Genomic DNA, 25,615 nt, shown 5'->3' on the forward strand with positions numbered 1-25,615 from the left:
CAAGTTGCCTCGGGCGGATCGAGATGATCCGCGACCGTCTTAGTTTTCCCCGCGAACTCGCATCATCTGCCGAAAAGCGCGCCGCTTGAGTGCAGGCATCGCGTTGATGATGCGCATCACGCCGCGCATAACAGCGAGCTGAAGTCTGCCGACAATCGGCCGATGGGCCAGATCGCCGGCATCCATCTGCTTTTTCGATTCTTGGACTGCTTCGGTACTGTAGCGAAGCATCTCGACTTCGTAGGCATGTATGGCTTCGACGAGCGGCTTTCGTCCCTGGTCCGCTTCGACCAGCATGCGTCCAAGCAGAGCGGCGTCGCGAAGCGCTGTATTGGCGCCCGCGCCTCGTCCGGGTGTCATCGTATGGACGGCGTCACCGAGCAGAGTGACATTAGAACTCGTCCAAGGCGTCAGCGGGACCGAGGTCCTCACCTTGATATCGCGGATCGTCGACGGCTCCGTCATGCGGATCAGAGTACGCAAATGCGGATGCCAGTCCCGAGCGAGCTCCAGCCCCAGCTCTCTCAATTGTTCGCCGCTCAGGCCGGCCGGATCCCGCGGGCAATTCTGCCGAGCGCCCCATATGCCCCAGCCGATGCTGTCCTCGTCGAGTGCCTCGACGAAATCCGGCCAACGAGCAGCGACACTAGGGTCGCTTCGGCTGTCGACGAACTCGAGCGAGTGAATGATTGCGCCGAAGCCCATCGGTGCCATAATCAGCGACATGCCTTTGAACATTTTGTCCGACAGCAGAGCTTTCGTCTCGACCGTCATAGGAATTTTGCCCCCGAGCGACACGATTCCGGTGTCTTCCAGACGCGCTTCCGGCAAGCGTTGCCTGCGTACCGCGGAGTTCGTGCCGTCAGCGCCCACCAGCACATCTCCCGTCGCGTGGCTTCCATCCTGAAAGCTGGCGGTGACCGACCCGTCGGCGTTATTTGAGTAACCTTGAAGCGCTTTCCCGAAGAAGACGTCATCTTCAAGTCCCCTGAGCAGAACCCGCCTCAGCGTCTTTCGAATAACATTCCTTTCATCGTCGAGAGCGTTCGGGCCTGCATCATCGATATCGAAGCTCAGCACTTCGCCCAGCTGTTCAGTGAGCATGTTGAAATAGCGCGGCGACCTGGCGCAGGTGGCGACATAGAGATCGTAGAGTTCACCGGGGATACAGGCTTTCAGCGCTCGGCTTCCAGCCGGGCTGATGCCAACGCGATAACCACCGCTGTTGGTGTTCGGCGCAAGGTCGCGCTCATACACCGCTATGCAAACCCCAGCCTGCTTAAGCAGATGTGCGAGTGCTAGACCGCCAGTCCCGGCGCCGATAATCAAAACCTTCATGGTGCTAATCCTGGTCGAGTTTGGGGTCGATGGAGAACTTGGCGGCGATCTGCCTCAGCCACTCCTCTGTCCAGGTGATGCGCTGGGCGCTGAGGTCCCCGACAATGCTGTTGACCCAGGACAATTCGGTTGCGTGAAGCACTCGGAGATATTCCATCTCGAGAAGGAAGAGCCTTGGAACGGCCTGCGCTTCCTGCAGGACTTCGTCTATCCGGCGAAGTTCTGACTCGATGGCTTTTGCTCTGAGCTCAAGCTGGCTCGCCACATCATCAGGCGTAAGCAGAGGAAGAAATGACATGGCTGCGGGGAATTCCGGATATTCCCGCGTTAAGGTCGACAATATCGCCCGCATCCATTCCAGCGCGATCTCGCGGCCCTTCTCGGTTATCTCGTACACGGTCCGCTCGGGACGCTTGTCATCCCGGACTGTTTTCTGCGGGGTGATCAAACCCTCGCGTTCGAGCCGCTGGATTGTTTGATAGAGGCTCGCCCTCTGCGTGACATTGATCACCTCGTCCTTGCCGCGCTCCTTGATGAGTCGCTGCATTCGGTACGGATGCAGCGGTTCTTCCATGAGCATTGCAAGGACGGCGAGCGCGATTGGAGAGCGTTTGATCGTTTTCATAGTCATAGTGTTACTAGTTATATTATAACTAGTCAACGCGGTAAGCAGGGGCGTTGGCTCCTGGACAGGCGCCGGCTGGATCTATGGCCGTGAATCCGAGGGGCGAGCGCATCCAACCAATTCCAAAGCGCAAGTTTCAGCTTTAAGGTGACAACGTTGGAAATTTCATACGACTCAATCATCGGATGCGGTCAGGAGAAAGCCCATGTGGCTCAGCAATTTCACCCTCGTTCTCCCAAACGAGGTGGTGAGTGAAGGTTCCGTGCGTGTTGAGGATGGCGCCATCGCCGAGATCAGGCCGGAGCCGGTCGCCGGTGCTGCCATCGATGGCGGCGGGCGGCTGCTGATCCCCGGATTCGTCGATCTGCACGGCGACATGATCGAGCGCGAGATTGCACCACGGCCGAACGCGACGATGCCGATCGATTTCGGCATCCACGAACTCGACAAGAAGCTTGCCGCCGCCGGTGTCACGACGGCGTTCGCCGCCGTCTCCTTTGCGACCGAGAGCGTCTACGGCCATGTCCGTTCGCTGGAGACCACCTCCGCAGTGATCGAGGGCATCAATCGCTTGCGGGATGATCTGCTGATCGACCACCGCGTTCACGCCCGTTACGAAATCACCAATGTCGGGGCAGCTCCCGCGCTTGAGCGCCTGCTGAATGCCGACCAGATCGACATGGTCTCCCTGACCGACCACACGCCGGGCCAGGGCCAGTACAACAACCTGCAGAGCTACATCCTCAGCATTTCCGAGCGCCGCGCCATCTCCGAGGACATGGCGGCGGAGATCGTCGCCAAGCGCATCGCCATGCGCAACAATCCGGACATCGAGGCCAAGCTGAAGGAGATTGTCGCGCTGTCGCTGAGGCACAAGCTGTCGCTTGCCTCACATGACGATGACAGCGTCGAAAAAGTCGCCGAGATGCACGATCTTGGCGTCACCATCAGCGAGTTTCCGGTCACTGCACCTGCGGCCGAGGAGGCGCGCCGCCGCGGTCTCTGGACGCTGATGGGTGCGCCGAACGCGCTGCGCGGCCAGTCTATGTCGGGCAATCTCAGCGCGCTCGACGCCGCCAAGGCCGGGCTGCTCAGCGTCATCGCCGCCGATTACCATCCGGCTGCCTTCGTGCCCGGCATCTTCAAGCTTGCCGACATGGTGGAAGGCGGCCTGCCGGCAGCCGTTGCCATGGCGACCGGCAATGCGGCCCGTTCCGCCGGCCTGTCGGATCGCGGCGAGATCGCCGTCGGCCAGCGCGCCGATCTCGTCGTGGTCGAGCCGGGCGATATCAATCGCATCCGCGCCACCTTCCGCGCCGGTCGCTTCGTCTACAGCGACGGCACCCTCCATCCGTTAAGGGCTTTGGCGGCTTAAGCTCGGTCGCCGATGAGCGAAATCAGTTGAGCCTTGGGTGCGGCGGTCGCGGCCTCCGCGCCGACGGCTTTGCCGCCTTCCATCGCCACTCGACCTTCGGCAAACAGCCGCAAGGCCTGCGGATAGATCTGGTGTTCGATGGTGAGCACGCGCGCGGCAAGGCTTTCGGCCGTATCGCCCAAGAGAACTGGCACAGCCGCCTGGCCGATCACCGGCCCCTCATCCATGCCTTCGGTGACGAAATGCACCGTGCAGCCGGCGATCCGCATGCCGGCGTCGATCGCCCGCTGATGCGTATGCAGGCCGGGAAATAGCGGCAGCAGGGAAGGGTGGATGTTGAGCATCCGGCCTTGGTAACGCTGGATGAATGTCGCCGTCAGCAGCCGCATGTAGCCTGCCAGGCAGAGAATATCGGGTTTAAGCTCGTCGAGCGCCGAAAAGATCGCCGCCTCATGCGCATCCTTGCTGGCGTAGTCCTTGCGGGGAAAAACGAAGGTGGAAATGCCTTCGGCATCAGCCTTGGCAAGCCCGCCGGCATCCGCCTTGTCGGAGATCACCCCGATGATCTCGGCCGGGTAGTCGGCTGCTTTCGCCGCCGCAACCAGCGCCATCATGTTGGAGCCGCTGCCTGATATGAAGACGACGGCGCGTTTGCGCGGCGAGCTCATATGGCAAGCGTACCCTTGTAGACCGTGCCGGCAGCGCCTTCGTCGCGGGCGATCATGCGGCCGAGCGTGACAACTGTCTCGCCCTCGGTTTCGAGTGCCGCGGAAACCGCCGCGACGTTCTCACCGGCGACGACGGCGATCATGCCGACGCCGCAGTTGAAGGTGCGCAGCATTTCTCTGGATTCGACGCCGCCAGTCTTGGCGAGCCACGAAAACACCGGCGGAACCTTGACGGCGTCAAGATCGATCTCGGCCGCCAGGTGCTTCGGCAGGACGCGCGGAATATTTTCCGGGAAACCGCCGCCGGTGATGTGCGCCAGCGCCTTTATGGCGCCGGTCTCACGGATCGCCTTCAGAAGCGGCTTCACATAGATGCGGGTCGGCTCGAGCAGGGCTTCGCCGAGCAGCCGGCCTTCGGCAAACGGTGCGGCTGCGCTCCAGTCGAGGCCGGACAGTTCGACGATCTTGCGCACCAGCGAAAAGCCGTTGGAATGGACGCCGGAGGAGGCAAGGCCGAGGATCACGTCACCCTCGGCAATATCGCCTGATGGCAGGAGCTTGCCGCGTTCGGCAGCACCGACGGCAAAGCCGGCGAGGTCGTAGTCGCCGGAGGAATACATACCGGGCATCTCGGCCGTTTCGCCGCCGATCAGCGCGCAGCCGGCCTCGCGGCAGCCGGCGGCAATGCCGCCGACGATAGCCGCGCCCTGGTCGGGGTCGAGCTTGCCGGTCGCGAAATAATCGAGGAAGAACAGCGGCTCGGCGCCCTGCACCACGAGATCGTTGACGCACATGGCGACCAGGTCGATGCCGACGGTGTCGTGATAGTCGGCATCGATCGCGATCTTCAGCTTGGTCCCGACGCCGTCATTGGCGGCGACGAGAACCGGATCGGTAAAGCCTGCGGCCTTGAGGTCGAAGAGCCCGCCGAAGCCGCCGATCTCGCCGTCGGCGCCGGGACGGCGCGTCGAGCGCACCGCCGGCTTGATCTTCTCGACGAGGAGGTTTCCGGCGTCGATATCGACGCCCGCATCGCTATATGTCAGGCCGTTTTTCCCAGACTGGCTCATGCTGGTCTCCGATGGCTATTTCAGGCGGCAAACGTGCCGCGTCATCTGCCGGTCGCAATTGCATGACAGGGGCGTTTATGCAAGCGTTGCATGGCAAAAGCCCCCAATTTCCCGCGTCTTCCTCCAGCCTTTCGGGGATTTGGCACGACAGGGTTGACCATCTTTGCGCCTGCATCCTATGTGCTGAATGGCCGCTCCGGTTCGGATGCGGCGTTTGGCGGCGGCGAGTGATCAGCGGGGAAGCGATGCCACAGCATGTCAGCGGCAACAGTCTCAAGCGTCAGATTTTCTTCTGGCTGGTAGTGCTCGTCTTCTTCATCGTCTTTCTCTACGTCTTCAGCTCGATCCTGCTGCCCTTCATCGCCGGCATGGCGATTGCCTATTTCCTTGATCCGGTGGCTGACCGGCTTGAACGCCTGGGTCTGAGCCGCATGATGGCGACCATCGGCATTCTCGTCGCCTTCGTGATCGTCTTCACGCTGGCGCTGATGATCCTCATTCCGGTGCTCATCAGCCAGTTCAACGATTTCGCTCAGCGTCTGCCGGGTTATATCAGCCAATTACAGCAGTTCATCACGCAGGCGCAGAATTCGCTGCTTCCGGACTGGGTCGAGAACCAGATGGGCACGATCAAGGACAATCTCTCCGGCATCCTGTCGGAGGGCATGGGCTTCCTCACCGGGCTCTTCGCGCAGATCTGGAATTCCGGCAAGGCGATCGTCGACGTCATATCGCTGCTCGTGGTCACCCCCGTCGTCGCCTTCTATATCCTGCTCGATTGGGACCGTATGGTTGCCAAGGTCGACCAGTGGATCCCGCGCGATTATGTCGGCGATGTCCGCCAGATCGCCAAGGAGATCGACCAGGCGATCGCCGGTTTCATCCGCGGCCAAGGCTCGCTCTGCCTCATCCTCGGCATCTATTATGCCGTCGGCCTTTCTCTCGTCGGGCTGAATTTCGGCCTGCTGATCGGCCTCTTCGCCGGCATGATCAGTTTCATTCCCTATGTCGGCTCGATGGTTGGCCTCGTGCTCGCCATCGGCGTGGCGCTTGTGCAATTCTGGCCCGATTATCCCTGGATCGGCCTGGTGCTCGTCGTCTTCTTCAGTGGCCAGTTCCTGGAAGGCAACATTCTGCAGCCGAAGCTCGTCGGCTCCAGCGTCGGCCTGCATCCGGTCTGGCTGATGTTTGCGCTTTTTGCCTTCGGCGCGCTCTTCGGTTTCGTAGGGCTTCTGGTCGCCGTGCCGGCCGCCGCCGCCGTCGGCGTCCTTGTTCGTTTCGCGCTTTCACGCTACCTTCAGAGTGATCTTTATTTTGGCGGGTCGCTCAGTGGCCGCGCCCGGAAGACGAAATCAGTTCCCAATGAATGACGTGAAAAACGCTGATCCGAAGCGCAAGGCCGGAGAGCAGCTGCCGCTGGTCTTTTCGCACGATGCCGCAAGCGGGCGCGACGACCTCCTGATCTCGGAGCGTCTTGCCGCCGCCGTTTCGATCGTCGATGCCTGGCCGGCATGGCCATCACCGGTTGTCGTGCTCGCCGGCCCCGTCGGCTCGGGAAAATCGCATCTCGCCCGCATCTGGCGGGAGTTGAGCGGCGCCGTCGACATCCATCCCGAGCTTGGCTCGGACGCCGCGGTTGCCGCCGCCGCCGGCCCGGTGCTGTTCGAGGACGCCGACCGCCTCGGCTTCGACGACAACGCGCTCTTCCATGTCATCAACAGCGTGCGCGAAAACGGCACCAGCCTGTTGATCACCAGCCGCCTCTGGCCGATGTCGTGGCCAGTTTTGCTGCCCGATCTGCGCTCGCGCCTGAAAGCGGCAACCGTCGTCGAGATCGGCGAGCCCGATGAGGCGCTGTTGTCGCAGGTGATCGTCAAGCTCTTCGCCGACCGGCAGCTTTATATAGATGACAAACTCGTGCTCTATATCGTGAACCGGATGGAACGGTCGCTGAACGCGGCCCAGACGATCGTCGAAAGGCTTGACCGGCTGGCCCTGTCGCGGGGCACGAAAATCACCCGGTCTCTTGCTGCCGAAGTATTGAATGAATTGGGAAATTCGGAACCGGCCGATTGACTGTCACAGTTCCGTCGTCAAACTGATATAATTGCCTTTGGCGATTGAAAACGGGGTAAGCGGACCATGGATAGCGCAGTCGCAGAACATCAGGAACTCACTCCGGAAATCAACGACAACACCCCCCCGCTGGAAGAGCTGCTCAAGAGCCCCGAGCGCTTCATCAACCGAGAATTCTCCTGGCTGCAATTCAACCGCCGTGTCCTGGAAGAAACTTTGAATACCGAGCATCCGCTGCTCGAGCGCGTTCGCTTCCTGTCGATCTCGGCCGCCAACCTCGATGAATTCTTCATGGTGCGTGTCGCCGGCCTCGAGGGCCAGGTACGCCAGAACATCGCCATCCGCAGCCCCGACGGCAAGACGCCGGCCGAGCAGCTCGATTCGATCCTGCAGGAGATCGACCATCTGCAGATGGAGCAGCAGGCCTCGCTCGCCGTCCTGCAACAATATCTCGCCAAGGAAGACATCCTGATCGTGCGCCCCGGCGCCTTGAGCGATGCCGACCGCCAGTGGCTGGCCGCCGAATTCGAACAGGCGATCTTCCCGGTCCTAACGCCGTTGTCGATCGATCCTGCCCACCCGTTCCCCTTCATTCCGAATCTCGGCTTCTCGATCGGTCTGCAGCTCGTTAGCAAGAATGGCCGCGAGCCGATGACGGCGCTGCTGCGCCTGCCGGTGGCGCTCGACCGCTTCGTCCGTCTGCCGGATGATGGAAACACGATCCGCTACATCACGCTGGAAGATGTCGCCAACATCTTCATCCACCGGCTTTACCCGGGTTACGAGGTGCAGGGCTCCGGTACGTTCCGCGTCATCCGCGACAGCGATATCGAAGTCGAGGAAGAGGCCGAGGATCTCGTCCGCTTCTTCGAAACGGCGCTGAAACGCCGCCGCCGTGGCAAGGTCATCCGCATCGAGACCGACTCGGAAATGCCGGCTTCGCTGCGTCAGTTCGTCGTCCAGGCGCTCAATATCCCTGATAATCGCGTCGCCGTTCTGCCGGGCCTTCTGGCGTTGAACACCCTGTCCGAGATCACCAAGGCGCCGCGCGAAGATCTCAGGTTTGCCCCCTACAATGCGCGATTTCCCGAGCGCGTCCGCGAACATGCCGGCGACTGCTTCGCCGCCATCCGCGAAAAGGACATGGTCGTCCATCACCCCTACGAATCTTTCGACGTCGTGGTCCAGTTTCTTCTCCAGGCTGCGCGCGATCCTGACGTCCTGGCGATAAAGCAGACGCTTTACCGCACCTCCAACGACAGCCCGATCGTCCGCGCGCTGATCGACGCCGCCGAAGCCGGCAAGTCGGTGACGGCGCTGGTCGAGCTCAAGGCCCGCTTCGACGAAGAGGCGAACATCCGTTGGGCGCGCGATCTCGAGCGCGCCGGCGTGCAGGTCGTCTTCGGCTTCATCGAGCTCAAGACCCACGCCAAGATGTCGATGGTTGTTCGGCGCGAGGAAGGCAAGCTGCGAACCTATTGCCACCTCGGAACGGGCAACTACCACCCGATCACCGCGAAGATCTATACGGACCTGTCCTATTTCACCTGCAATCCCGTCATCGCCCACGACATGGCGAACATCTTCAATTTCATTACCGGCTACGGCGAACCGGAACAGGGCATGCAGCTCGCGATCTCCCCCTATACGATGCGCCCGCGCATCCTGCGCCACATCGAGGAAGAGATTCAGCACGCCAGGAACGGCGCCCCGGCCGCGATCTGGATGAAGATGAATTCGCTTGTCGACCCCGACATCATCGACGCGCTCTATCGCGCCAGCCATGCCGGCGTCGAGATCGACCTCGTCGTGCGCGGCATCTGCTGCCTGCGTCCGCAGGTGCCCGGCCTTTCGGAAAAGATCCGCGTCAAGTCGATCGTCGGCCGCTTCCTCGAGCACAGCCGCATCTTCTGCTTCGGCAATGGCCACGGCCTGCCGTCCGACAAGGCGCTGGTTTACATCGGCTCGGCCGACATGATGCCGAGAAACCTCGATCGCCGTGTCGAAACCATGGTTCCGCTGACGAATCCGACCGTTCACGAGCAGGTCTTGTCACAGATTATGCTCGGCAACGTGATTGACAATCAACAAAGCTACGAGATATTGCCCGACGGTACGTCGCGACGCATGGAAGTGCGCAGGGGCGAAGAACCGTTCAATGCGCAGCAGTATTTCATGACCAATCCGAGCCTGTCGGGCCGTGGTGAAGCTCTGAAGTCCAGTGCGCCGAAGCTGATCGCCGGCCTGCTCGAAGGCCGCAACAACAAGTAAAACTGGACCTAAATGGTTGAATCTGAAGCCCAGGGGCGCCTTCCGGGGATCGCCCCGGTCTCCGTCGTCGATATTGGATCGAATTCGATTCGTCTTGTCGTCTACGAAGGCATGTCCCGTTCGCCAACCGTTCTGTTCAACGAAAAGGTCCTCTGCGGCCTCGGCAAGGGCGTCGCTCTTACCGGCAAGATGGACGAAGAGAGCGTCGCGCGGGCTTTGGCGGCGCTGCACCGTTTCAAGGCTTTGTCCGACCAGGCCCGCGCTGCCACCATGTATGTGCTGGCGACGGCGGCTGCGCGCGAGGCGAGCAACGGTCCTGATTTCATCCATCAGGCGGAAACCATCCTTAAACGCAAGGTCCGCGTACTCTCGGGTGAGGAGGAGGCGAAATTCGCCTCGCTCGGCATCATCAGCGGTTTCTACAATCCTGACGGCATTGCCGGCGACCTCGGTGGCGGCTCGCTGGAACTGATCGATATCAAGGGCAAGGAGTTCGGCAAGGGCATCACGCTGCCGCTCGGCGGCCTGCGCCTGTCGGAATATGCTGGCGGATCGCTCTCCAAGGCCCAGACCTTTGCCCGCAAGCAGTTGAAGACGGCAAAGCTGCTGTCGAAAGGCGAGGGGCGCACCTTCTACGCCGTCGGCGGCACCTGGCGAAACATCGCCAAGCTGCACATGGAAATCACCCACTATCCGCTGCACATGATGCAGGGCTATGAGGTGTCGTTCGAAGGAATGATGCAGTTCCTCGACCAGGTGGTGACCGCGCGCGACTCCAGGGAGCCGGCACTGCAGGCCGTTTCCAAGCACCGCCGTTCGCTGCTGCCGTTCGGCGCCGTCGCCATGAAGGAAGTTCTGAGCGCGATGAAGCCGTCGCTGATTTCCTTCTCGGCGCAGGGTGTGCGCGAGGGATATCTCTATTCGCTGCTGTCGGAGGCCGAGCGCCGCGCCGATCCGCTGCTTGCCGCCGCCGGAGAACTGGCGATTCTGCGTGCCCGTTCGCCGGAGCATGCCCGCGAGCTGGCGGAATGGACCGGCCGCATGATGCCCCTTTTCGGCATCCAGGAAACCGAAGAGGAAAGCCGCTACCGCCAGGCCGCCTGTCTGCTTGCCGATATCAGCTGGCGCGCCCATCCTGACTATCGCGGCCTGCAGGCGCTGAACGTCATCGCCCACTCTTCCTTCGTCGGCATCAGTCATCCCGGCCGCGCCTTTATCGCGCTTTCCAACTATTACCGTTTCGAAGGCCTGCATGACGACGGCGCCACCGGTCCGCTGGCGCAGATTGCCACGCCCCAGCTCATTGAGCGCGCCAAGCTGCTCGGCGGCATGCTGCGCGTCGTCTACCTCTTCTCTGCCTCGATGCCGGGCATCGTCAAGAACCTGACCTTCCGCAAATCGTCGAGCCCGGACCTCGACCTCGAATTCGTCGTGCCTCCCGAATATCGCGATTTCGCCGGCGAGCGCCTTGACGGCCGCCTGCAGCAGCTGTCGAGGCTGACAAACAAGCGGTTGGCGTTTCGGTTTGAATAGGTCTGTGCCACGGCACGTCGTCAGGAACGCAACCTAAGCAGCCAAAAACAAAAAAGGCGGCGCCTTCGCGCCACCCTCTGTATTTCACACCAGAACGCCGAATTACTTGGCGTTGAGGAACTCGCCGACTTCGAGCAGGCTGAACTCGTTATTGTCAGCCTTGTCGACGGCGCGGCCGGCCGAGAAGGGCAGGTTGTTGTCGTTGCCGATGATGATGTGCGTGGCGTCGACGCGGTCGACGTTTTCGATCGTCACAAACGGCATGTCGTAGACGCCGTCCTTGCTGCCGGCCTTCTTCTTGTTGTCGGGGTCCTGGATGTTCAGGAGGTCGATGTAGCCGATCTTGCGGACCGCCTTGCCGACATTGGCATCGTTGAACTCGATCTTGTATGCGCGCTTCAGCACGGCCGGAGCTTCGAAGCAATCCGGCTTCGGCTGCTTCGGATCGGCGCAGGCCTTGTCCGTCGTGCCGGCGCCGTTATCGCGCTCGATGACGAGAGCGGTGGTGTCGTCGAGCATGTTGAAGTCGCCGATCGATACCCCCTTGTCTTCGAGCGGATAGAGCCAGCTGCGGCCGGTCCACTTCTTGGAAGCGACATCGAATTCGATGACGCGGATGGCGGTGTGCCCATCGATGGTTTCCACAGTGCCGTCATCCTTGTAGACGGCGCCTTCGAGCAGCCCGTAGAGCTTGGCGCCGTCCTTCGACATGGCGAGGCCTTCGAAGCCGCCGGAGCGCTTCAGGTTGAAGACCGGCATCTTGGCGGCCGGGTTTGATGGAACCGAGAGAAGCGGATTGTCGGGCGAAAGCACCGGCTTGCCGTCGAGCGTCGTCGGAATGACGTCGGTGAGGCGGCCTGATGTGTCGAACTTCAGGATGTAGGGACCGAATTCGTCGCCGAGCCAGAAGCCGTCGGCAACCGGCTGGATCGATTCGATGTCGAAGTCGGCACCGGTGAGATAGCGCGTGTCAGTACCTTCAAGCACGATCGGGAACGGAGCGATCTTGTTGGGATCGGAGAGGAAGAGGTTCTTGACGATTTCAGCCTTGTTGCCGGCCCAGTCGAACTTCATCTGGTGCAGGAAAAGCATGGAGTCCGACGAGTTGGACTTCGAGCCGAAGCCGTTGTCTGAGAGCGTCCAGAAGGTGCCGTCGGCCATCGTCTTGACGCCCGAGAAACCCTGGATCGGCTGGCCGTCGAAGGGAAGCTTCAGATCGGTGACACGGGCGCCGTCCTTACCGGGAACGGTGCCGAGCGCTTCGGTGCGCTTGCGGTCAGGCGTCGTAAATTTGCCGGCATGCTTGAGGAATTCGGGGGCGTCGGCCGGTGCCGGAACCATGGTGTTGGCAGGCAGGATCGCCTGGCCGGCGAGCTTGGCCGGGAACTGCTGCTGGTCGGCCGAAGCGGAGCCGGCGACCAGGATGAAAAGCGATACGGAAGCAAAAAGGACGTTCTTCATAATATCCCCGTGGAACGGATTGCAAAGGCCTTCCGCTTAGCAGGGCTTTAATGTCAGCGAATTGACGTTTGGGTGAAGCTTTGGTGACGTACTTACAGCGCCGCGCGTCTCCTCTGACGCGCAAAGGACGCTGCAACACTTTCAATTCTCGCATCGTGCTTTCCGAATATCGATTCCGATTTTCGGGCCGATGCGGTAGAGTCGTTGCTCAGCCGTGCAGAATGACCGCCGGCGTCTTCAGTACGGTGACCGCGCGCGAGGAAAGCGCCATGACGCCGAGCGCCTGGCCGCGCCCCTTCACGGCGTGAGTGCCGAGATCCTCGCAACTGATGTCGTCGGGAAAGTTCATGCGCCCGGCAAGCTCAGTGGAGATCAGCACCGGCCGGTTCAGGCTGCGGCAGAGCGTCTCCAGCCGGGCAGTGGTGTTCACCGTGTCGCCGAAATAGCTGATCTTGTGATGGTCGACGCCGATTTCGGCGGTGATGATTTCGCCGCCGTGAAGGGCGGCGCGGAGCTTCGGCACCTGCCCATAGCTTTTCCGCCAGCCGGCGGCATTGGCTTCGATATCGGCGAGGATATCAAAGATGCAGCGCACGCAACGCGCATCCTTGACACCGCGGGCGAGCGGCCAGGTGATGATCGCCGCATCGCCGACATAGTCGTTGATCATGCCCTTGTGGCGCCTGACGGGCTCGGCAAAGGTCGCAAACAGCGAGCTCAGCAGCTGCTGCGCCCTAAGGTCGCCGTGCTTTTCGGCAAAGGCCGTCGAATCGACGAGATCGATGAACAGGAAGACACGTTCTTCCCTAACTGGATTGCGGTAGCGGCTGACGAGCATGCTGAGGAAAACCTCGCGGCCGAGCAGCTCTCGCACGCGCAAGACGAAGATCAGCAGCGCGCAGACCGCCAACGCATAGAGGAAGACCTCGAACGGCATGATGACGAGATCGAGGAGCGATGCCGGCTTCAGCATGGCGAACGACCAGAGCAGCAGGCCGGCGCAGGCAAAGCCGATGCTCATCAGGATCTCGTAGATCACCAGCTCGGTAATGATGAAGGCGAAAGTCGGCAGCTTCTGGATGCGCCGGTAGAGCGTGCGCAGCAGCACTTTGCGCTCGAAGGCCAGGATCGGCATTCCAATGAAGAGCGCGAAGATCGCCCCGATAACGGGCGTCTGATTGGAGTAGAACATCAGATCATAGATGACGCCGCTGGCCGCAAGGACGATCACGATCAGGATCCAATTCTGCGTCGGAGATATTTCCCGCATGCCGCCTCTTCGTCATGATGTTTCCGCCGGCCATTGTTTCAGGCCGGAAAAAAGCGTCAAGCGAATTCGAATCTACAGCGCCGCGCGTCTTTTAGAGGCGGCGGCGCTTGTTCCGAAGCCAATTCGCCGACTTTGTTGGGCCACGTGATTGCCTCTGCAACACCTTGTCAATCTCAGGCCTCCGCCGTATTGCTATCAATAGTTGTGGGCGCCTTCCTGCACAGGAGTATCATGTACAGATTGATAGTTTTCTCAGTGATCACGATCGCGGCTGGCTCCGCACATGCGAGCGGGGTTCCGTTTTTCACCAGTCCTGATGTGCCCGATTATTCCGCAAAGATGATCGTGCGTGATACCTATAATGACAAAGGGGGCCGCCAACGGGTCGTCCAACATCACAACGGCTGGACGCATGTTGAAGAGGACAGACGCGAAGAAACGAACATTTATTACGGACACTTCTTCAAGAACGTTGTTCTGAGGGCAACCAGGAAGAATGGTGAGATCTCGTCAATCGAGGTCAGGCAGGTCGAACCGTCTCAGGACCATAACGGCATCACGGAGGTCAAGGAAACCGATGATGTCGAGGCCATCGGCGGTGAGCAGTGTCGTTGGCGGGAGATTGTTCGGAAAATGAATGAGGACGGGTCCGGGCCTGTTTGGTTAACTTGCCTGACCGGCGACGGAATAGAGGTCGCGACGAAAGTACTTTTCTCCAGTCGAGAGGTGATGTCCGAGACGCGGTTGGTTGAACTGCAGCGCGGGCCTGTGCCGGGGGCGGCGGTACGACCACCTATGCAGCTTTTTGAAGCCGGTACCTGGCTCAAACCATTGCCAAGCTATGACGATTACACTCCAAATGCTGGAGACTTTGAGGCGAAGCTGGTCAGCCACAGATCCGAAGAGAGGCTGTTGCGTCATTATCCCTGGTGGCTCCGACAGCGTGACGGCGAGGATGGATCAATCCTGATCACCGTCTGGAACGAACTCGAAGACCAAGGGCTCCAATATTCCGCATCCAAGGGTGAGCGCAGGTTCGAAGCTATCCGCTCCTCCTCGAATCCCGGGCCGTTCTCCAAGAGATTCGACAGGGTGTCTGGGATGGTCGACATGAGAAAACAGGATCGGCTGCTCGGCGAAGACTGCGCATGGTATAACCGGACACCAGATTCCGCTGATGCAGGTCTGATGCAGTGTCTGACTTCGGACGGTATACCGCTGATCGATGAACACTGGTCCGGCTGGGGTGACGGCGAGATATTCAAAATAGTGGCGTTAACGCGCCGGCCTGTGAGCATGGATGAAATGCAACCACCTCGTGATTACCTCGAGCCTGCTGCCTGGGGATTTATCAAGCCCCAATACTAGAGAGATAAGGTAGTAGCCTAAAACAAGGCAATGGCTTAGCCGCGAACGGCTAAGCTTTGATATACAGCCGTCTCAGAGGCTGACGGTTTCGACCTTCCGGTCGACGAAACGCAAGGCGATTGCGCCCTGGATCAGCTGCAGTGCCGGCTCTCCGAAAAGATCGCGCCGCCAGCCGTGCAGGGCAGCGACTTCGGCCTTCTCGCCCTCGGCGGCGATCCTGTCGAGATCCTCGCTGTTGGCGATCACCTTCGGCGCCACGCCGTGTTTTTCCGAAATCAGCTTCAGCAGCACCTTCAACAATTCGACGGCAGCAGCGGCCCCTTCGGGCGCCTGCGCCTGGCGTGGCACATGCGGCATATCGGCCTTCGGAAGAGCAAGCGCCGTGTTGACGGCCTCGATGACCGCTGCGCCGGAAGTCGAGCGCTCCCAACCCTTCGGAATGGTGCGCAGACGGCCGAGCGCCTCGGTATCCTTCGGCTGCTGCTGGGCGATCTCGTAGATCGCATCATCCTTCAGCACCCGCGAACGCGGCACGTTGCGGGCCCTCGCCTCGCGTTCGCGCCAGGCGGCGACATATTTCAGGATCGCCAGCTCCTGCGGCTTGCGCAGACGCATCTTCAGCCGCTGCCAAGCATCGTCGGGATGCATGTCGTAGGTTTCGCGCGACTCGAGAATGTCCATTTCCTCGGAGAGCCAGGAGGTGCGGCCCTCGCGATCGAGTTCCGCCTTCAGCGACAGGTAGACGTCGCGCAGGTGGGTGACGTCAGCCAGCGCATAATCCAGCTGTTTGTCCGAGAGCGGCCGGCGGCTCCAGTCGGTGAAGCGTGACGACTTGTCGATATGGACGTTCTTGATGCGGCTGACCAACTGGTCATAGGAGACGCTGTCGCCGAAGCCGCAGACCATGGCGGCGACCTGCGTGTCGAAGATCGGATGCGGAATGAGATTGCCGCGATTGAAGATGATTTCGATGTCCTGGCGCGCCGCGTGAAAGACCTTCAGCACCTTCGGATCGGCCATCAGCTCGAAGAAGGGGGCGAGATCGATGCCCTTGGCCAGCGGATCGACGAGAACTTCCGTCGTCGGGCTTGCCATCTGGATCAGGCAGAGCTCCGGCCAGAAGGTCGTTTCGCGCAGGAATTCGGTGTCGATGGTGATGAAGTCGGACTTGGCCAGCTCTTTGCAGGCGGCCGCCAAATCGGCGGTGGTTTCGATCATATCATTTCATTCGCAAGGAAAAGGTCGGTAAACCTTCCTTCTCCTTTCGGTTCGATATGTCAATACAACAGCATACGCTTCGAGCATTGCTGGCGAAGAATCACGTCTAAACTGAGGCATGGCGCCAACGCCGGCGCGAAGCAAAGCTGCAATCGCGGCGAAAGCGCGGGCTGTCTCAGCTTACCCTGAGATAGCTCGTCATCCCCGTCTTCTGATGCTCGATGATATGGCAATGCAGCAGCCAGTCGCCGGGATTGTCGGCGACGAAGGCAAGCTGCACCTTCTCGTCCGGCTGAATGAGATAGGTATCGGACACCAGCGGCATCACCTCGCGCGTCGAGGAGGAGACCACCGTGAAGCTCATCCCGTGCAGATGAATCGGATGGGCATGCGGCGTAGTATTCTCCAGATTGAAGACATAGCTCTTGCCGAGCTTCAATTCCGCAAGCGGCGCCGTCGGATCGGGCGTATCGCCTGGCCACGGCACCTTGTTGATTGCCCAGAAACTGTAGCCCAGCGTGCCGCAGATGCTTTCGACCGCGGCATTCTCGGCGGTGGCGCTCAGTATCAACGGGATCTGCTCGGCAGCGGTTAGATCGGCCTTCGGGACGGGATTCTCGACAAGCGGCCCGAGATCGCCGATATCGCGCTTCAGCGATGATCCGACCGCGCGCAGGCTGGCGATCGTCTTCGGCGTCGTGCCGCGGATATCCTCGAGCGTTGCGACCGCACCTTCACCATCCGGCATGCGCACGGCAAGATCGAGCCGTTGACCCGGTCCGATCTGCAGGAGGTCGAGGGAAAAACGCTTCGGCACCGGATTGCCGTCGATCGCAATCACGGTCGCATCGGCGCCTTCCATCTTCAGCGAGAAGATCCGCGTCACGTCGGTCACGGCGATGCGCAGCCGCACCAGTCCGCCGGCTGGCGCGTCATATCGCGGTTCCTGGTGCCAGTTGGCGGTGCGCACCGTGCCGTAGGTACCGGTCTTGGCAGCGTCCCGCGGCCGGAAGGGAGCGATGAATTGCCCGTCGCCGCCGAGCCGCCAGTCACGCAGGTTCAGCACCACTTCGGCATCGAACTTCGGATCGGCTGGGTCCTCGACGACGATGACGCCAGTCATGCCGTGCCCCATCTGCGTCAGCGTGTTGCAATGCGGATGATACCAGAAGGTGCCGGCATCGGGCGGCGTGAAAGCATAATCGAAGCTGTCGCCGGTATAGACGTAGGGCTGCGTCATGAACGGCACGCCGTCCATGCGGTTATCGATGCGAAGCCCGTGCCAGTGGATCGTCGTCGGTTCGTCGAGGCCGTTTTTCAGCCGCGCCGCATAGGGTTGCCCCTTTGTCATCCTCAGAACCGGCGGCATGCCGTCAGGGCCCCAGCTCATGATATCCTTGGTCGGTCCCGCCTCGGTCAGCGTGGCTTCGGTCTTCACTGCCGTCAGCAGCTGCGGCTCGGGAGCTGCCTCGGCAAGCCCGAATTTACCGGCAATGCCGATGCCGACGCCATAAGCACCCGCGACAGCGGATGCCTTCAAGAGGTTGCGGCGGGTCAGGAGAGGCATGCGGAGGCTCCACGATGAGAATGCCGATCCTTGTAAAGTTGACCGACATCTTCATCAATACAGGAAACGCGGCCAAACTGCCGCAGCATACCGGTCGCAGCCTCGCCATAAACGCGTGCCAAACGCCCGGCCGCGTGCGCCAAGCCTTGACAAATCGGACCGTCCATGCGCTTTTCCGCCCGATTTTCTTGTCGGCGCTTGAGGGTCTTGGAACCCTTGCTGCCGTCTCAATACATGCCAGGATTTGACATCATGCATCGCTACCGCAGCCACACATGCGCCGCCCTCCGCAAGTCGGATGTCGGTTCGACCGTCCGTATTTCCGGCTGGGTCCATCGTGTCCGAGATCATGGCGGCGTTCTCTTCATCGACCTTCGCGACCATTACGGCATCACTCAGGTCGTCGCCGATCCCGACAGCCCGGCCTTCAAGATGGCGGAAACCGTGCGTGGCGAATGGGTCATCCGTATCGACGGCCTCGTCAAGGCCCGTACCGAAGACACCGTCAACAAGGCCATGGCAACAGGCGAGATCGAACTCTACGCGCAGGAGATCGAAATTCTCTCCGCCGCCAAGGAACTGCCGCTGCCGGTCTTCGGCGAGCCGGATTATCCGGAAGACGTCCGCTTGAAGTATCGCTTCCTCGATCTTCGCCGCGAAACGCTGCACAAGAACATCGTCAAGCGCACCCAGGTGATCTCCGCCATGCGCCGCGAAATGGGCAATGTCGGCTTCACCGAATATACGACGCCGATCCTGACGGCCTCCTCGCCGGAAGGCGCGCGCGACTTCCTCGTGCCGTCGCGCATTCATCCCGGCACCTTCTATGCGCTGCCGCAGGCGCCGCAGCAGTACAAGCAGCTGCTGATGGTTGCAGGCTTCGACCGCTACTTCCAGATCGCGCCCTGCTTCCGCGATGAAGACCCGCGTGCCGATCGCCTGCCGGGTGAATTCTACCAGCTCGACCTCGAAATGAGCTTCGTCACCCAGGAAGACGTCTGGGACACGATGGGTCCGCTGATGACCGGCATTTTCGAAGAGTTCGCCGAAGGCAAGCCGGTCACCAAGGAATGGCCGCGCATCCCCTACGACGAGGCGATCCGTAAATATGGTTCGGACAAGCCCGACCTGCGCAACCCCATCGTCATGGAAGCGGTCACCGAACATTTCGCCGGCTCCGGCTTCAAGGTTTTCGCAGGCATGATCGCCTCCAACCCGAAGGTCGAGATCTGGGCTATTCCGGCCAAGACCGGCGGTTCCAGAGCGTTCTGCGATCGCATGAATGCCTGGGCGCAGTCGACCGGTCAGCCTGGCCTCGGCTACATCTTCTGGCGCAAGGAAAGTGACAAGCTCGAGGGCGCCGGCCCGCTTGCAAAGAACATCGGCGAGGAGCGCACCGACGCGATCCGTACCCAGCTCGGCCTCGATGACGGTGACGCCTGCTTCTTCGTTGCCGGCGATCCGGCGAAGTTCTACAAGTTTGCCGGTGAAGCCCGCACCAAGGCCGGCGAAGAGTTGAACCTTGTCGATCGCGAGCGTTTCGAACTCTGCTGGATCGTCGACTTCCCGTTCTTCGAATGGAGCGAGGAAGAAAAGAAGGTCGATTTCGCGCACAACCCGTTCTCGATGCCGCAGGGCGGCCTCGATGCGCTGCAGAACCAGGATCCGCTGACCATCAAGGCGTTCCAGTATGACGCCGTCTGCAACGGTTTCGAAATCGCCTCGGGCTCGATCCGTAACCAGTCGCCGGAAACCATGGTCGCCGCCTTCGAGAAGGTCGGCCTCAGCCAGCAGGATGTCGAAGACCGTTTCGGCGGCCTCTACCGCGCCTTCCAGTACGGCGCGCCGCCGCATGGCGGTGCTGCCTTCGGCATCGACCGTATCGTCATGCTGCTCGTCGGCGCGAAGAACCTGCGCGAAATCTCGCTGTTCCCGATGAACCAGCAGGCCCAGGACCTGCTGATGGGCGCGCCGAGCCCGGCAACGCCGACGCAACTGCGTGAGCTCTCTATCCGGCCGATCCCGCCGGTCAAGAAGGACTGAGATCGTCTGCTCCCGAATGCAAAAGCCCGGCAAATCGCCGGGCTTTTCGTTTGGTTCGGTCGCTCACAATGCCGCGTAGATCGCCTCGCGAAGATCGACTGTGAACTTGCCCCACATGCCCTCCAGCGTGGTGTTGGTCAGCGCAACGACGGTCAGCCCGTTGACGGGGTCGATGAACCAGCTATGGCCGTAGACGCCGCCCCATTTCAGCGTGCCCTTGGGGAAGGGGACGCCTGCCTCGGCCGGATTGGTGATAACAGACCAGCCGAAGCCAAAGCCGGAGCCGGGTTCATGCTGCTGGCGGCGCCCGCCGGCCTGGTCCGTCATCATCATCTGTACGGTTTCGGTCGAGAGCAGCGGTCCGCCACCCCTACGGATGGTTTCGAGTACGGCGAGCACGTCACCCGCCGTTCCCGCCATGCCGGCGCCGCCGGAATGATAGGAGGCGGGGTCGAAGATGCGGTTCGGCGCGAAGCGGATGGGACCCATCAGCGACATCACCACCGCATTCTCGCCCATCAGCCCGGGTTCCGGTGAAGCGTTCATATAGGCCGCTGCCAGCCGGCTGCGGTCGCGAACCGAAAACGCGGTATCGGCAAGGCCAAGCGGTTTGGTCACCAGTTCAGCGACGGCATCGCCCAACGGCACTCCCGTTTCCGCCTCGATGATGCCGCCCAGAACATCCATGGCGACGGAATATTGCCAGTCGCTGCCCGGCGCAAAGCGCAGCGGCACGCTGGCGATCCGCCGCAGGTTCTCGGCCAGCGGCAGTCCCGGTTCGGCAAGGCCGTCGGAAACGCCGGCGCTGATATAGGAACCGCCGTCCTCTTCGGAGAAGCTGTAGCCGAGGCCGGACGTATGGGTCAGCAGGTGGCGGATGCGGATGATCGCCTTTCCGCCGTCAGGCAGCCTCGGACGGAAATCCGGCAGCCATCTTGTCACGGCGTCGTCGAGCCCGATTCTTGCCTGCTCGACGAGCCGCATCGCGGCGATGGTGACGATCGGCTTGGTGATCGAGGCAAGCCTGAAGATGGTGTCCTCGCGCATCGGCAGACCGCTTTCGCGGTCGGCAAGGCCGGCGGCGCGGTGATGGACGATCTCTCCGTCGCGGGCAACGAGTACCACCGTCCCCACAAGCCGTTTGTCGTCGAGCGCGCTTGTGATTGCCGCATCAACCGCTGCGGCAAGGGATGAATTCCTGTCGGCGTCTGCCATTTCGAGGGGAAGACTCATCAGATTAAACCTTCTATAATCACAATGACCGTTCCTGAATATAGAAAGCCGTTTTGAATTTCTAGAGTGATCATTGTGAAAAATAGCACTGACATGAATAATCCTGCCACCCGCCGCCGCGGCCGTCCGCCGGCCTTCGACCGCGAGACTGTGCTGTCGGCGGCGCGCGAGACCTTCTGGGCGCATGGATATGAGGGCGCCTCGATCGCGGATCTCACTGCCGCTATGGGCATCACGCCGCAAAGCCTCTATGCCGCCTTCAACTCGAAGGCCGATCTCTATCGCGCCGCCCTCGAGCAATACCGAACGCTGGGCTCCGACACGTTTTCCGCGCTCGGCGATCCTATCGACACCGTCTCCGCCTTCGAGCGCATATTGCGGGGCTCGGCCGAGATTTTCTCGGCTCCGGAGCATCCTAAAGGCTGCATGATTTCGACGGCTGTGCTGAACTGCGCCAGCGAGAACGACGTGATCGCCGACCATGTTGCGGCGATGCGTCGTCGGTCGCTGGACGCTTTCACGGCAAGGATCGAGCGTGGCATCCGCGAGGGTGATATCAAGGCCGGAACGAACCCTCGCGCACTCGCACGGTTCCTCGGTGCCATCATCCAGGGCATGTCGGTGCAGGCGAGGGACGCGGCATCTCTTGAAGAATTGCTTGATATCGCAAGCTTCGCCATTTCTGAAGTCGCCCGCCACCGCGCCTGAAAACGAAAAGGCCCGGCAGTCCGTGAACTGCCCCCGAAAGTTGGACGTCAACCTTTGGGGGGCAGTTCACTGCTGCCGGGCCTTTCATCGCAAGATCGAAGCGATCAGTCGTTGGCGGTAACCTTGACGCCGAGCACTTGCGGCAGCGTGTTCGGAGCGCCCATGGCGGCGCCCACGATCGTCGGGAACGGCACCGGCTTTTCGGGAGCGGCCTTGACGGTCAGGCTCTTCGGATCGTCGAGGAAGGTGTTGACGGCAGCTGAAACGGCATTCTGCAGTTCCGGGATATTGAGCTGCGCCAGCATGATCGGCGTCATGGCCTTCAGCGAATCCGCCATCTGCTTGCCCGACATGTTCTGCTGTGAACCGGCATAATCCAGCGCACGCTTGGTGATCGAGGCATCTTCGAAGCGCACCTGCGCCGCCTCGAAGGACAACTGCTGCATCAGGCCGAGCATGGCAAGACCGAGCGCCTGCTGCGATTCTTCCTTGTTCGCACTGGCTTCGGATTGCTTCATCGCATCCTGCAGCGACTTCACGAAGGCCATCGTGTAGCCCGAGATCTTGAAGCCAAGATTCAGCTTGCCGATGTTGGTGAAGTCGAAGGCAAATTCCGAAATGTCGATCGTGCCGGGGGCAAGTTCCCAGGCGCCCTTCATGGTGATGTCGCCCTGGATGTGCTGCAGGGCCAGCTTCTCGATCGCGTCTTTGCTCTGCGGATCCTCGGCTTTGCTGAGATCGGCCTTCATGCTTTTGAAGGCGCCGTCGAAATCGAAGCCGGATTCGTCTTCGCGCAGTGTCAAATTGACGTCGCTTTCGAGCACCGAGAACATTTCCGCGCCGTCCTTGACCACCTTCAGCGGGCCGGTATGGGCGGTTTCGTAGAGCATCATGGTATCGAGCGTGTCGCCGCCCGCCGTTGCCGGGATCGAGATGCCGCCGAGCGTCAGCTCCTGCGCCGTTACCGTGACGCCGTCTTTCGTGGTGTTGATATCGGGGAAGGCGGCCTCTTCGATGTAATAGCCGCCATCCTCGTCTTCTTCGACGCCGGAAAGGGTGACTTCGCCGACGGCCAGGCTTTCGCCGCCGGCCGATTTGACGCTGACATTCTTCAGCGTCGCGGTCGTGCCGTTGATATCGACGGCGTCAGCCGAAATCGTTCCGCCCTGTACGGCATAGGCGGCGTTGAGCTTCTTCAGCAGATCGGCGCCGTCGAGGGCGAAAGCCGAACCGGCGAGCGAGAAAAAGGCGGCGCCCGACAGCATCAGCCGCGTTGTCCGGGAAAAGTTCATGGGGTGATTCCTCTGGTGGCGTGGTGGCGGTTGGAAATCTGCAGTTACGCTACTACGGATTGGGCCCGCTTTATATTTGCGGATCTCTAAATATCTGTTGAGAGGAACGGCAAACGAAGTCCAAATTGCGGCGGAACGTTTGTCTCATCCTTTGATGTCAGTCCCAAGACTTCATCCACAGCCGTAATGGCCCGGATTCCTTGCCCGCCGGCCTCTTCTGAGCTAGTCAGAACCTATGGGACAAGAGATTTTGCCGCCTTCAGGCGGAGACGACGATCACATCCAACCGGTCGACCTCAAGGCGGCGCTCGAGCAGCGCTACCTTGCCTATGCGCTGTCGACCATTATGCACCGCGCCCTGCCTGACGTTCGCGACGGGCTGAAGCCCGTTCACCGCCGCATCGTCTATGCGATGAACGAGATGGGGCTGAGGCCGAACTCGGCCTTCAGAAAATGCGCCAAGATCGTCGGCGAGGTGATGGGTAACTACCATCCGCACGGCGACCAGTCGATCTACGACGCGCTTGCCCGTCTCGCCCAGGATTTCTCGCAGCGCTACACGCTGGTTAACGGCCAGGGCAATTTCGGCAATATCGACGGCGACAGCCCCGCCGCCATGCGTTACACCGAATCGAAGATGACGGCGGTCTCCGAGCTGCTGCTCGAAGGCATCGATCAGGATGCCGTCGATTTCCGCGACACTTACGACGAATCGAATTCCGAGCCGGTCGTCCTTCCCGGCGCCTTCCCGAACCTGCTCGCCAACGGCTCCTCCGGCATCGCCGTCGGCATGGCGACCTCGATCCCGTCGCACAATGCCCATGAGCTTTGCGATGCTGCCCTGCATCTGATCAAGCATCCCGATGCGACCGTCGAAAAGCTCGTCGAATTTATTCCCGGCCCGGATTTCCCCACAGGCGGCATCATCATCGATAGCCGCGACAGCATTATCGAGAGCTACCGCACCGGCCGCGGCGGTTTCCGCGTGCGGGCGAAATGGCAGACGGAAGATCTCGGCCGTGGCGGCTACCAGATCGTCATCACCGAAATTCCCTTCCAGGTGCAGAAATCGCGGCTGATCGAGAAGATCGCTGAGCTGCTGATCGCCCGCAAGCTGCCGCTGCTGGAAGATATCCGCGACGAATCGGCCGAGGACATTCGTGTCGTGCTGGTGCCGAAGACCCGCAGCGTCGATCCGACGATCCTGATGGAATCGATGTTCAAGCTGACGGAGCTCGAAAGCCGCTTCCCGCTCAACATGAACGTGCTGTCCATGGGCCGCATCCCGCGGGTCATGGCGCTGAACGAGGTCCTGAGGGAGTGGCTGGACCACCGCCGCGAAGTTCTGCAGCGCCGCTCGCGCTTCCGACTGGCAGCGATCGACAGGCGCCTCGAAATCCTCAGCGGCCTGCTGGTCGCCTACCTCAACATCGATGAGGTCATCCGCATCATCCGCGAGGAGGACGAGCCGAAGCCGGTCATGATGGCGCGCTGGGATCTCACCGACAATCAGGTCGAGGCGATCCTCAATATGCGGTTGCGCGCCTTGCGCAAGCTGGAAGAGTTCGAGATCCGCAAGGAATTCGACGAACTCACCAAGGAAAAGGGCGAGATCGAGGCGTTGCTTTCCTCCGACGACAAGCAATGGCAGACGGTCGCCTGGGAAATCGGTGAGGTGAAGAAGAAATTCGCCAAGGCGACCGAGGTCGGCCGCCGCCGCACCCAGTTTGCCGACGCGCCCGAGACCGACGAGGAAGCAATCCAGCAGGCGATGATCGAGAAGGAACCGATCACCGTCGTCATTTCCGAAAAGGGCTGGATCCGCGCATTGAAGGGCCATATCGCCGATACGGCAACGCTGACCTTCAAGGAAGGCGATGGCTTGAAGATCGCCTTCCCGGCGCAGACCACGGACAAGATCCTGATCGTCACCACCGGTGGCAAGGCGTTCACGCTCGGTGGTGACAAGCTGCCGGGTGGCCGCGGTCATGGCGAGCCGCTACGCATCATCGTCGACATGGATAACGACCAGGCGGTGTTGACCGCTTTTGTCCATGATCCTTCGCGCAAGCAACTGATCGTATCGACCGCCGGCAACGGCTTCGTCGTGCCTGAAGCCGAACTGGTCGCCAATACGCGCAAGGGCAAGCAGATCATGAACGTCGGGCTGCCCGAGGAAACGCAGCTGCTCGTGCCCGTCAGCGGCGACCATGTCGCCGTCGTCGGCGAAAACCGCAAGCTGCTGGTATTCCCGCTGGCGCAGGTGCCGGAAATGTCGCGCGGCAAGGGCGTGCGTCTGCAGCGTTACAAGGATGGCGGCATTTCCGACGTCCGTTGCTTCGCGATATCAGACGGCCTCGTCTGGGAAGACAGCGCCGGCCGCACCTTCACGAAGAACAAGGATGAACTTGCTGAATGGCTGGCCGACCGCGCCACCGCCGGCCGCACCGTGCCGAAGGGCTTCCCGCGCAGCGGCAAATTCGCCGGCTGAGGCACGAG

General features: G+C 61.1%; 20 protein-coding genes. 10 read left to right on the top strand and 10 right to left on the bottom strand.

The genetic code is table 11. From position 1 onward, the window contains the following. Nucleotides 1–39: 39 nt before the first annotated feature. Both AB8B31_RS06660 and AB8B31_RS06665 read right to left on the bottom strand, forming a co-directional pair. Nucleotides 40–1,338 carry an FAD-dependent oxidoreductase gene (locus AB8B31_RS06660; RefSeq protein WP_131702341.1) on the bottom strand — a complete coding sequence of 433 codons (1,299 nt, stop codon included), beginning with the start codon at nt 1,336–1,338 and terminating at the stop codon, nt 40–42. 4 nt (nt 1,339–1,342) lie between these two features. Continuing rightward, on the bottom strand, nt 1,343–1,963 hold the full coding sequence (locus AB8B31_RS06665; RefSeq protein WP_245498926.1) for a PadR family transcriptional regulator: 621 nt from the start codon (nt 1,961–1,963) through the stop codon (nt 1,343–1,345). A 205-nt stretch (nt 1,964–2,168) separates the two neighbouring features. Here AB8B31_RS06665 and AB8B31_RS06670 point away from each other — a divergent pair, with 205 nt between their 5' ends. Beyond that, nucleotides 2,169–3,338, top strand: coding sequence for an alpha-D-ribose 1-methylphosphonate 5-triphosphate diphosphatase (locus AB8B31_RS06670; RefSeq protein WP_028733624.1), 1,170 nt, complete (start codon nt 2,169–2,171; stop codon nt 3,336–3,338). Here the strand turns inward: AB8B31_RS06670 and purN are convergent. Further along, on the bottom strand, nt 3,335–4,006 hold the full coding sequence (gene purN / locus AB8B31_RS06675; protein ID WP_131702342.1) for a phosphoribosylglycinamide formyltransferase: 672 nt from the start codon (nt 4,004–4,006) through the stop codon (nt 3,335–3,337). The genes AB8B31_RS06670 and purN overlap by 4 nt on opposite strands. Further along, nucleotides 4,003–5,076, bottom strand: a complete 1,074-nt coding sequence (purM, locus tag AB8B31_RS06680; RefSeq protein WP_047621569.1) for a phosphoribosylformylglycinamidine cyclo-ligase — start codon at nt 5,074–5,076, stop codon at nt 4,003–4,005. Before purM ends, purN begins: the two co-directional genes overlap by 4 nt. Before the next feature lie 245 nt (nt 5,077–5,321). Here purM and AB8B31_RS06685 point away from each other — a divergent pair, with 245 nt between their 5' ends. The 4 genes from AB8B31_RS06685 (at nt 5,322) to ppx (ending at nt 10,956) form a co-directional block, all read left to right on the top strand. Further along, nucleotides 5,322–6,446, top strand: coding sequence for an AI-2E family transporter (locus AB8B31_RS06685; protein ID WP_018241491.1), 1,125 nt, complete (start codon nt 5,322–5,324; stop codon nt 6,444–6,446). Further along, nucleotides 6,439–7,152, top strand: coding sequence for a DnaA regulatory inactivator HdaA (gene hdaA, locus AB8B31_RS06690; protein WP_018241492.1), 714 nt, complete (start codon nt 6,439–6,441; stop codon nt 7,150–7,152). Before AB8B31_RS06685 ends, hdaA begins: the two co-directional genes overlap by 8 nt. 66 nt (nt 7,153–7,218) lie before the next feature. Beyond that, nucleotides 7,219–9,423: an RNA degradosome polyphosphate kinase gene (locus AB8B31_RS06695; protein ID WP_018241493.1), complete on the top strand. Its 2,205-nt coding sequence runs from the start codon at nt 7,219–7,221 to the stop codon at nt 9,421–9,423. Between the two features lie 12 nt (nt 9,424–9,435). After that, a complete protein-coding gene (gene ppx, locus AB8B31_RS06700; RefSeq protein ID WP_130716105.1) occupies nt 9,436–10,956 on the top strand; it encodes an exopolyphosphatase in 1,521 nt (506 codons plus the stop codon). A 102-nt stretch (nt 10,957–11,058) separates the two neighbouring features. On the opposite strand, the gene AB8B31_RS06705 is transcribed toward ppx, so the two are convergent. Beyond that, nucleotides 11,059–12,417, bottom strand: coding sequence for an esterase-like activity of phytase family protein (locus AB8B31_RS06705; protein ID WP_131702343.1), 1,359 nt, complete (start codon nt 12,415–12,417; stop codon nt 11,059–11,061). Between the two features lie 208 nt (nt 12,418–12,625). Further along, entirely contained in the window at nt 12,626–13,687 is a 1,062-nt protein-coding gene (locus tag AB8B31_RS06710; RefSeq protein ID WP_131702344.1) for an adenylate/guanylate cyclase domain-containing protein, read from the bottom strand. A 231-nt stretch (nt 13,688–13,918) separates the two neighbouring features. Between AB8B31_RS06710 and AB8B31_RS06715 the strand changes: the two genes are divergently transcribed. Then, entirely contained in the window at nt 13,919–15,055 is a 1,137-nt protein-coding gene (locus AB8B31_RS06715; protein ID WP_131702345.1) for a hypothetical protein, read from the top strand. A gap of 72 nt (nt 15,056–15,127) precedes the next feature. Here AB8B31_RS06715 and rnd read toward each other — a convergent pair whose 3' ends face one another. Further along, nucleotides 15,128–16,273, bottom strand: a complete 1,146-nt coding sequence (gene rnd, locus AB8B31_RS06720) for a ribonuclease D (RefSeq protein WP_018241497.1) — start codon at nt 16,271–16,273, stop codon at nt 15,128–15,130. Between the two features lie 175 nt (nt 16,274–16,448). Continuing rightward, nucleotides 16,449–17,840 (bottom strand): multicopper oxidase family protein, encoded by a 1,392-nt coding sequence (locus tag AB8B31_RS06725; RefSeq protein ID WP_131702346.1) that lies wholly within the window; start codon nt 17,838–17,840, stop codon nt 16,449–16,451. Between the two features lie 14 nt (nt 17,841–17,854). Here AB8B31_RS06725 and AB8B31_RS06730 point away from each other — a divergent pair, with 14 nt between their 5' ends. Together AB8B31_RS06730 and aspS are read left to right on the top strand one after the other, a co-directional pair. Continuing rightward, nucleotides 17,855–18,088 carry a hypothetical protein gene (locus AB8B31_RS06730; protein WP_245515192.1) on the top strand — a complete coding sequence of 78 codons (234 nt, stop codon included), beginning with the start codon at nt 17,855–17,857 and terminating at the stop codon, nt 18,086–18,088. A 4-nt stretch (nt 18,089–18,092) separates the two neighbouring features. Further along, on the top strand, nt 18,093–19,883 hold the full coding sequence (aspS, locus tag AB8B31_RS06735) for an aspartate--tRNA ligase (protein WP_131702347.1): 1,791 nt from the start codon (nt 18,093–18,095) through the stop codon (nt 19,881–19,883). 63 nt (nt 19,884–19,946) lie between these two features. Here aspS and AB8B31_RS06740 read toward each other — a convergent pair whose 3' ends face one another. Continuing rightward, a complete protein-coding gene (locus AB8B31_RS06740) occupies nt 19,947–21,116 on the bottom strand; it encodes a serine hydrolase domain-containing protein (protein ID WP_131702348.1) in 1,170 nt (389 codons plus the stop codon). Between the two features lie 66 nt (nt 21,117–21,182). Between AB8B31_RS06740 and AB8B31_RS06745 the strand changes: the two genes are divergently transcribed. Next, nucleotides 21,183–21,824, top strand: a complete 642-nt coding sequence (locus tag AB8B31_RS06745; protein WP_418889532.1) for a TetR/AcrR family transcriptional regulator — start codon at nt 21,183–21,185, stop codon at nt 21,822–21,824. 104 nt (nt 21,825–21,928) lie between these two features. On the opposite strand, the gene AB8B31_RS06750 is transcribed toward AB8B31_RS06745, so the two are convergent. Further along, the gene (locus AB8B31_RS06750; RefSeq protein ID WP_028733632.1) at nt 21,929–23,116 is read right to left on the bottom strand and encodes a membrane protein; all 1,188 of its coding nucleotides are present in this window, start codon (nt 23,114–23,116) and stop codon (nt 21,929–21,931) included. A 235-nt stretch (nt 23,117–23,351) separates the two neighbouring features. Here AB8B31_RS06750 and parC point away from each other — a divergent pair, with 235 nt between their 5' ends. After that, the gene (gene parC, locus AB8B31_RS06755) at nt 23,352–25,607 is read left to right on the top strand and encodes a DNA topoisomerase IV subunit A (protein WP_018241504.1); all 2,256 of its coding nucleotides are present in this window, start codon (nt 23,352–23,354) and stop codon (nt 25,605–25,607) included. Nucleotides 25,608–25,615: the final 8 nt, after the last annotated feature.

The sequence above is a fragment of the Rhizobium sp. 62_C5_N11_2 genome (assembly GCF_051811185.1).
GTDB lineage: Bacteria > Pseudomonadota > Alphaproteobacteria > Rhizobiales > Rhizobiaceae > Rhizobium > Rhizobium leguminosarum.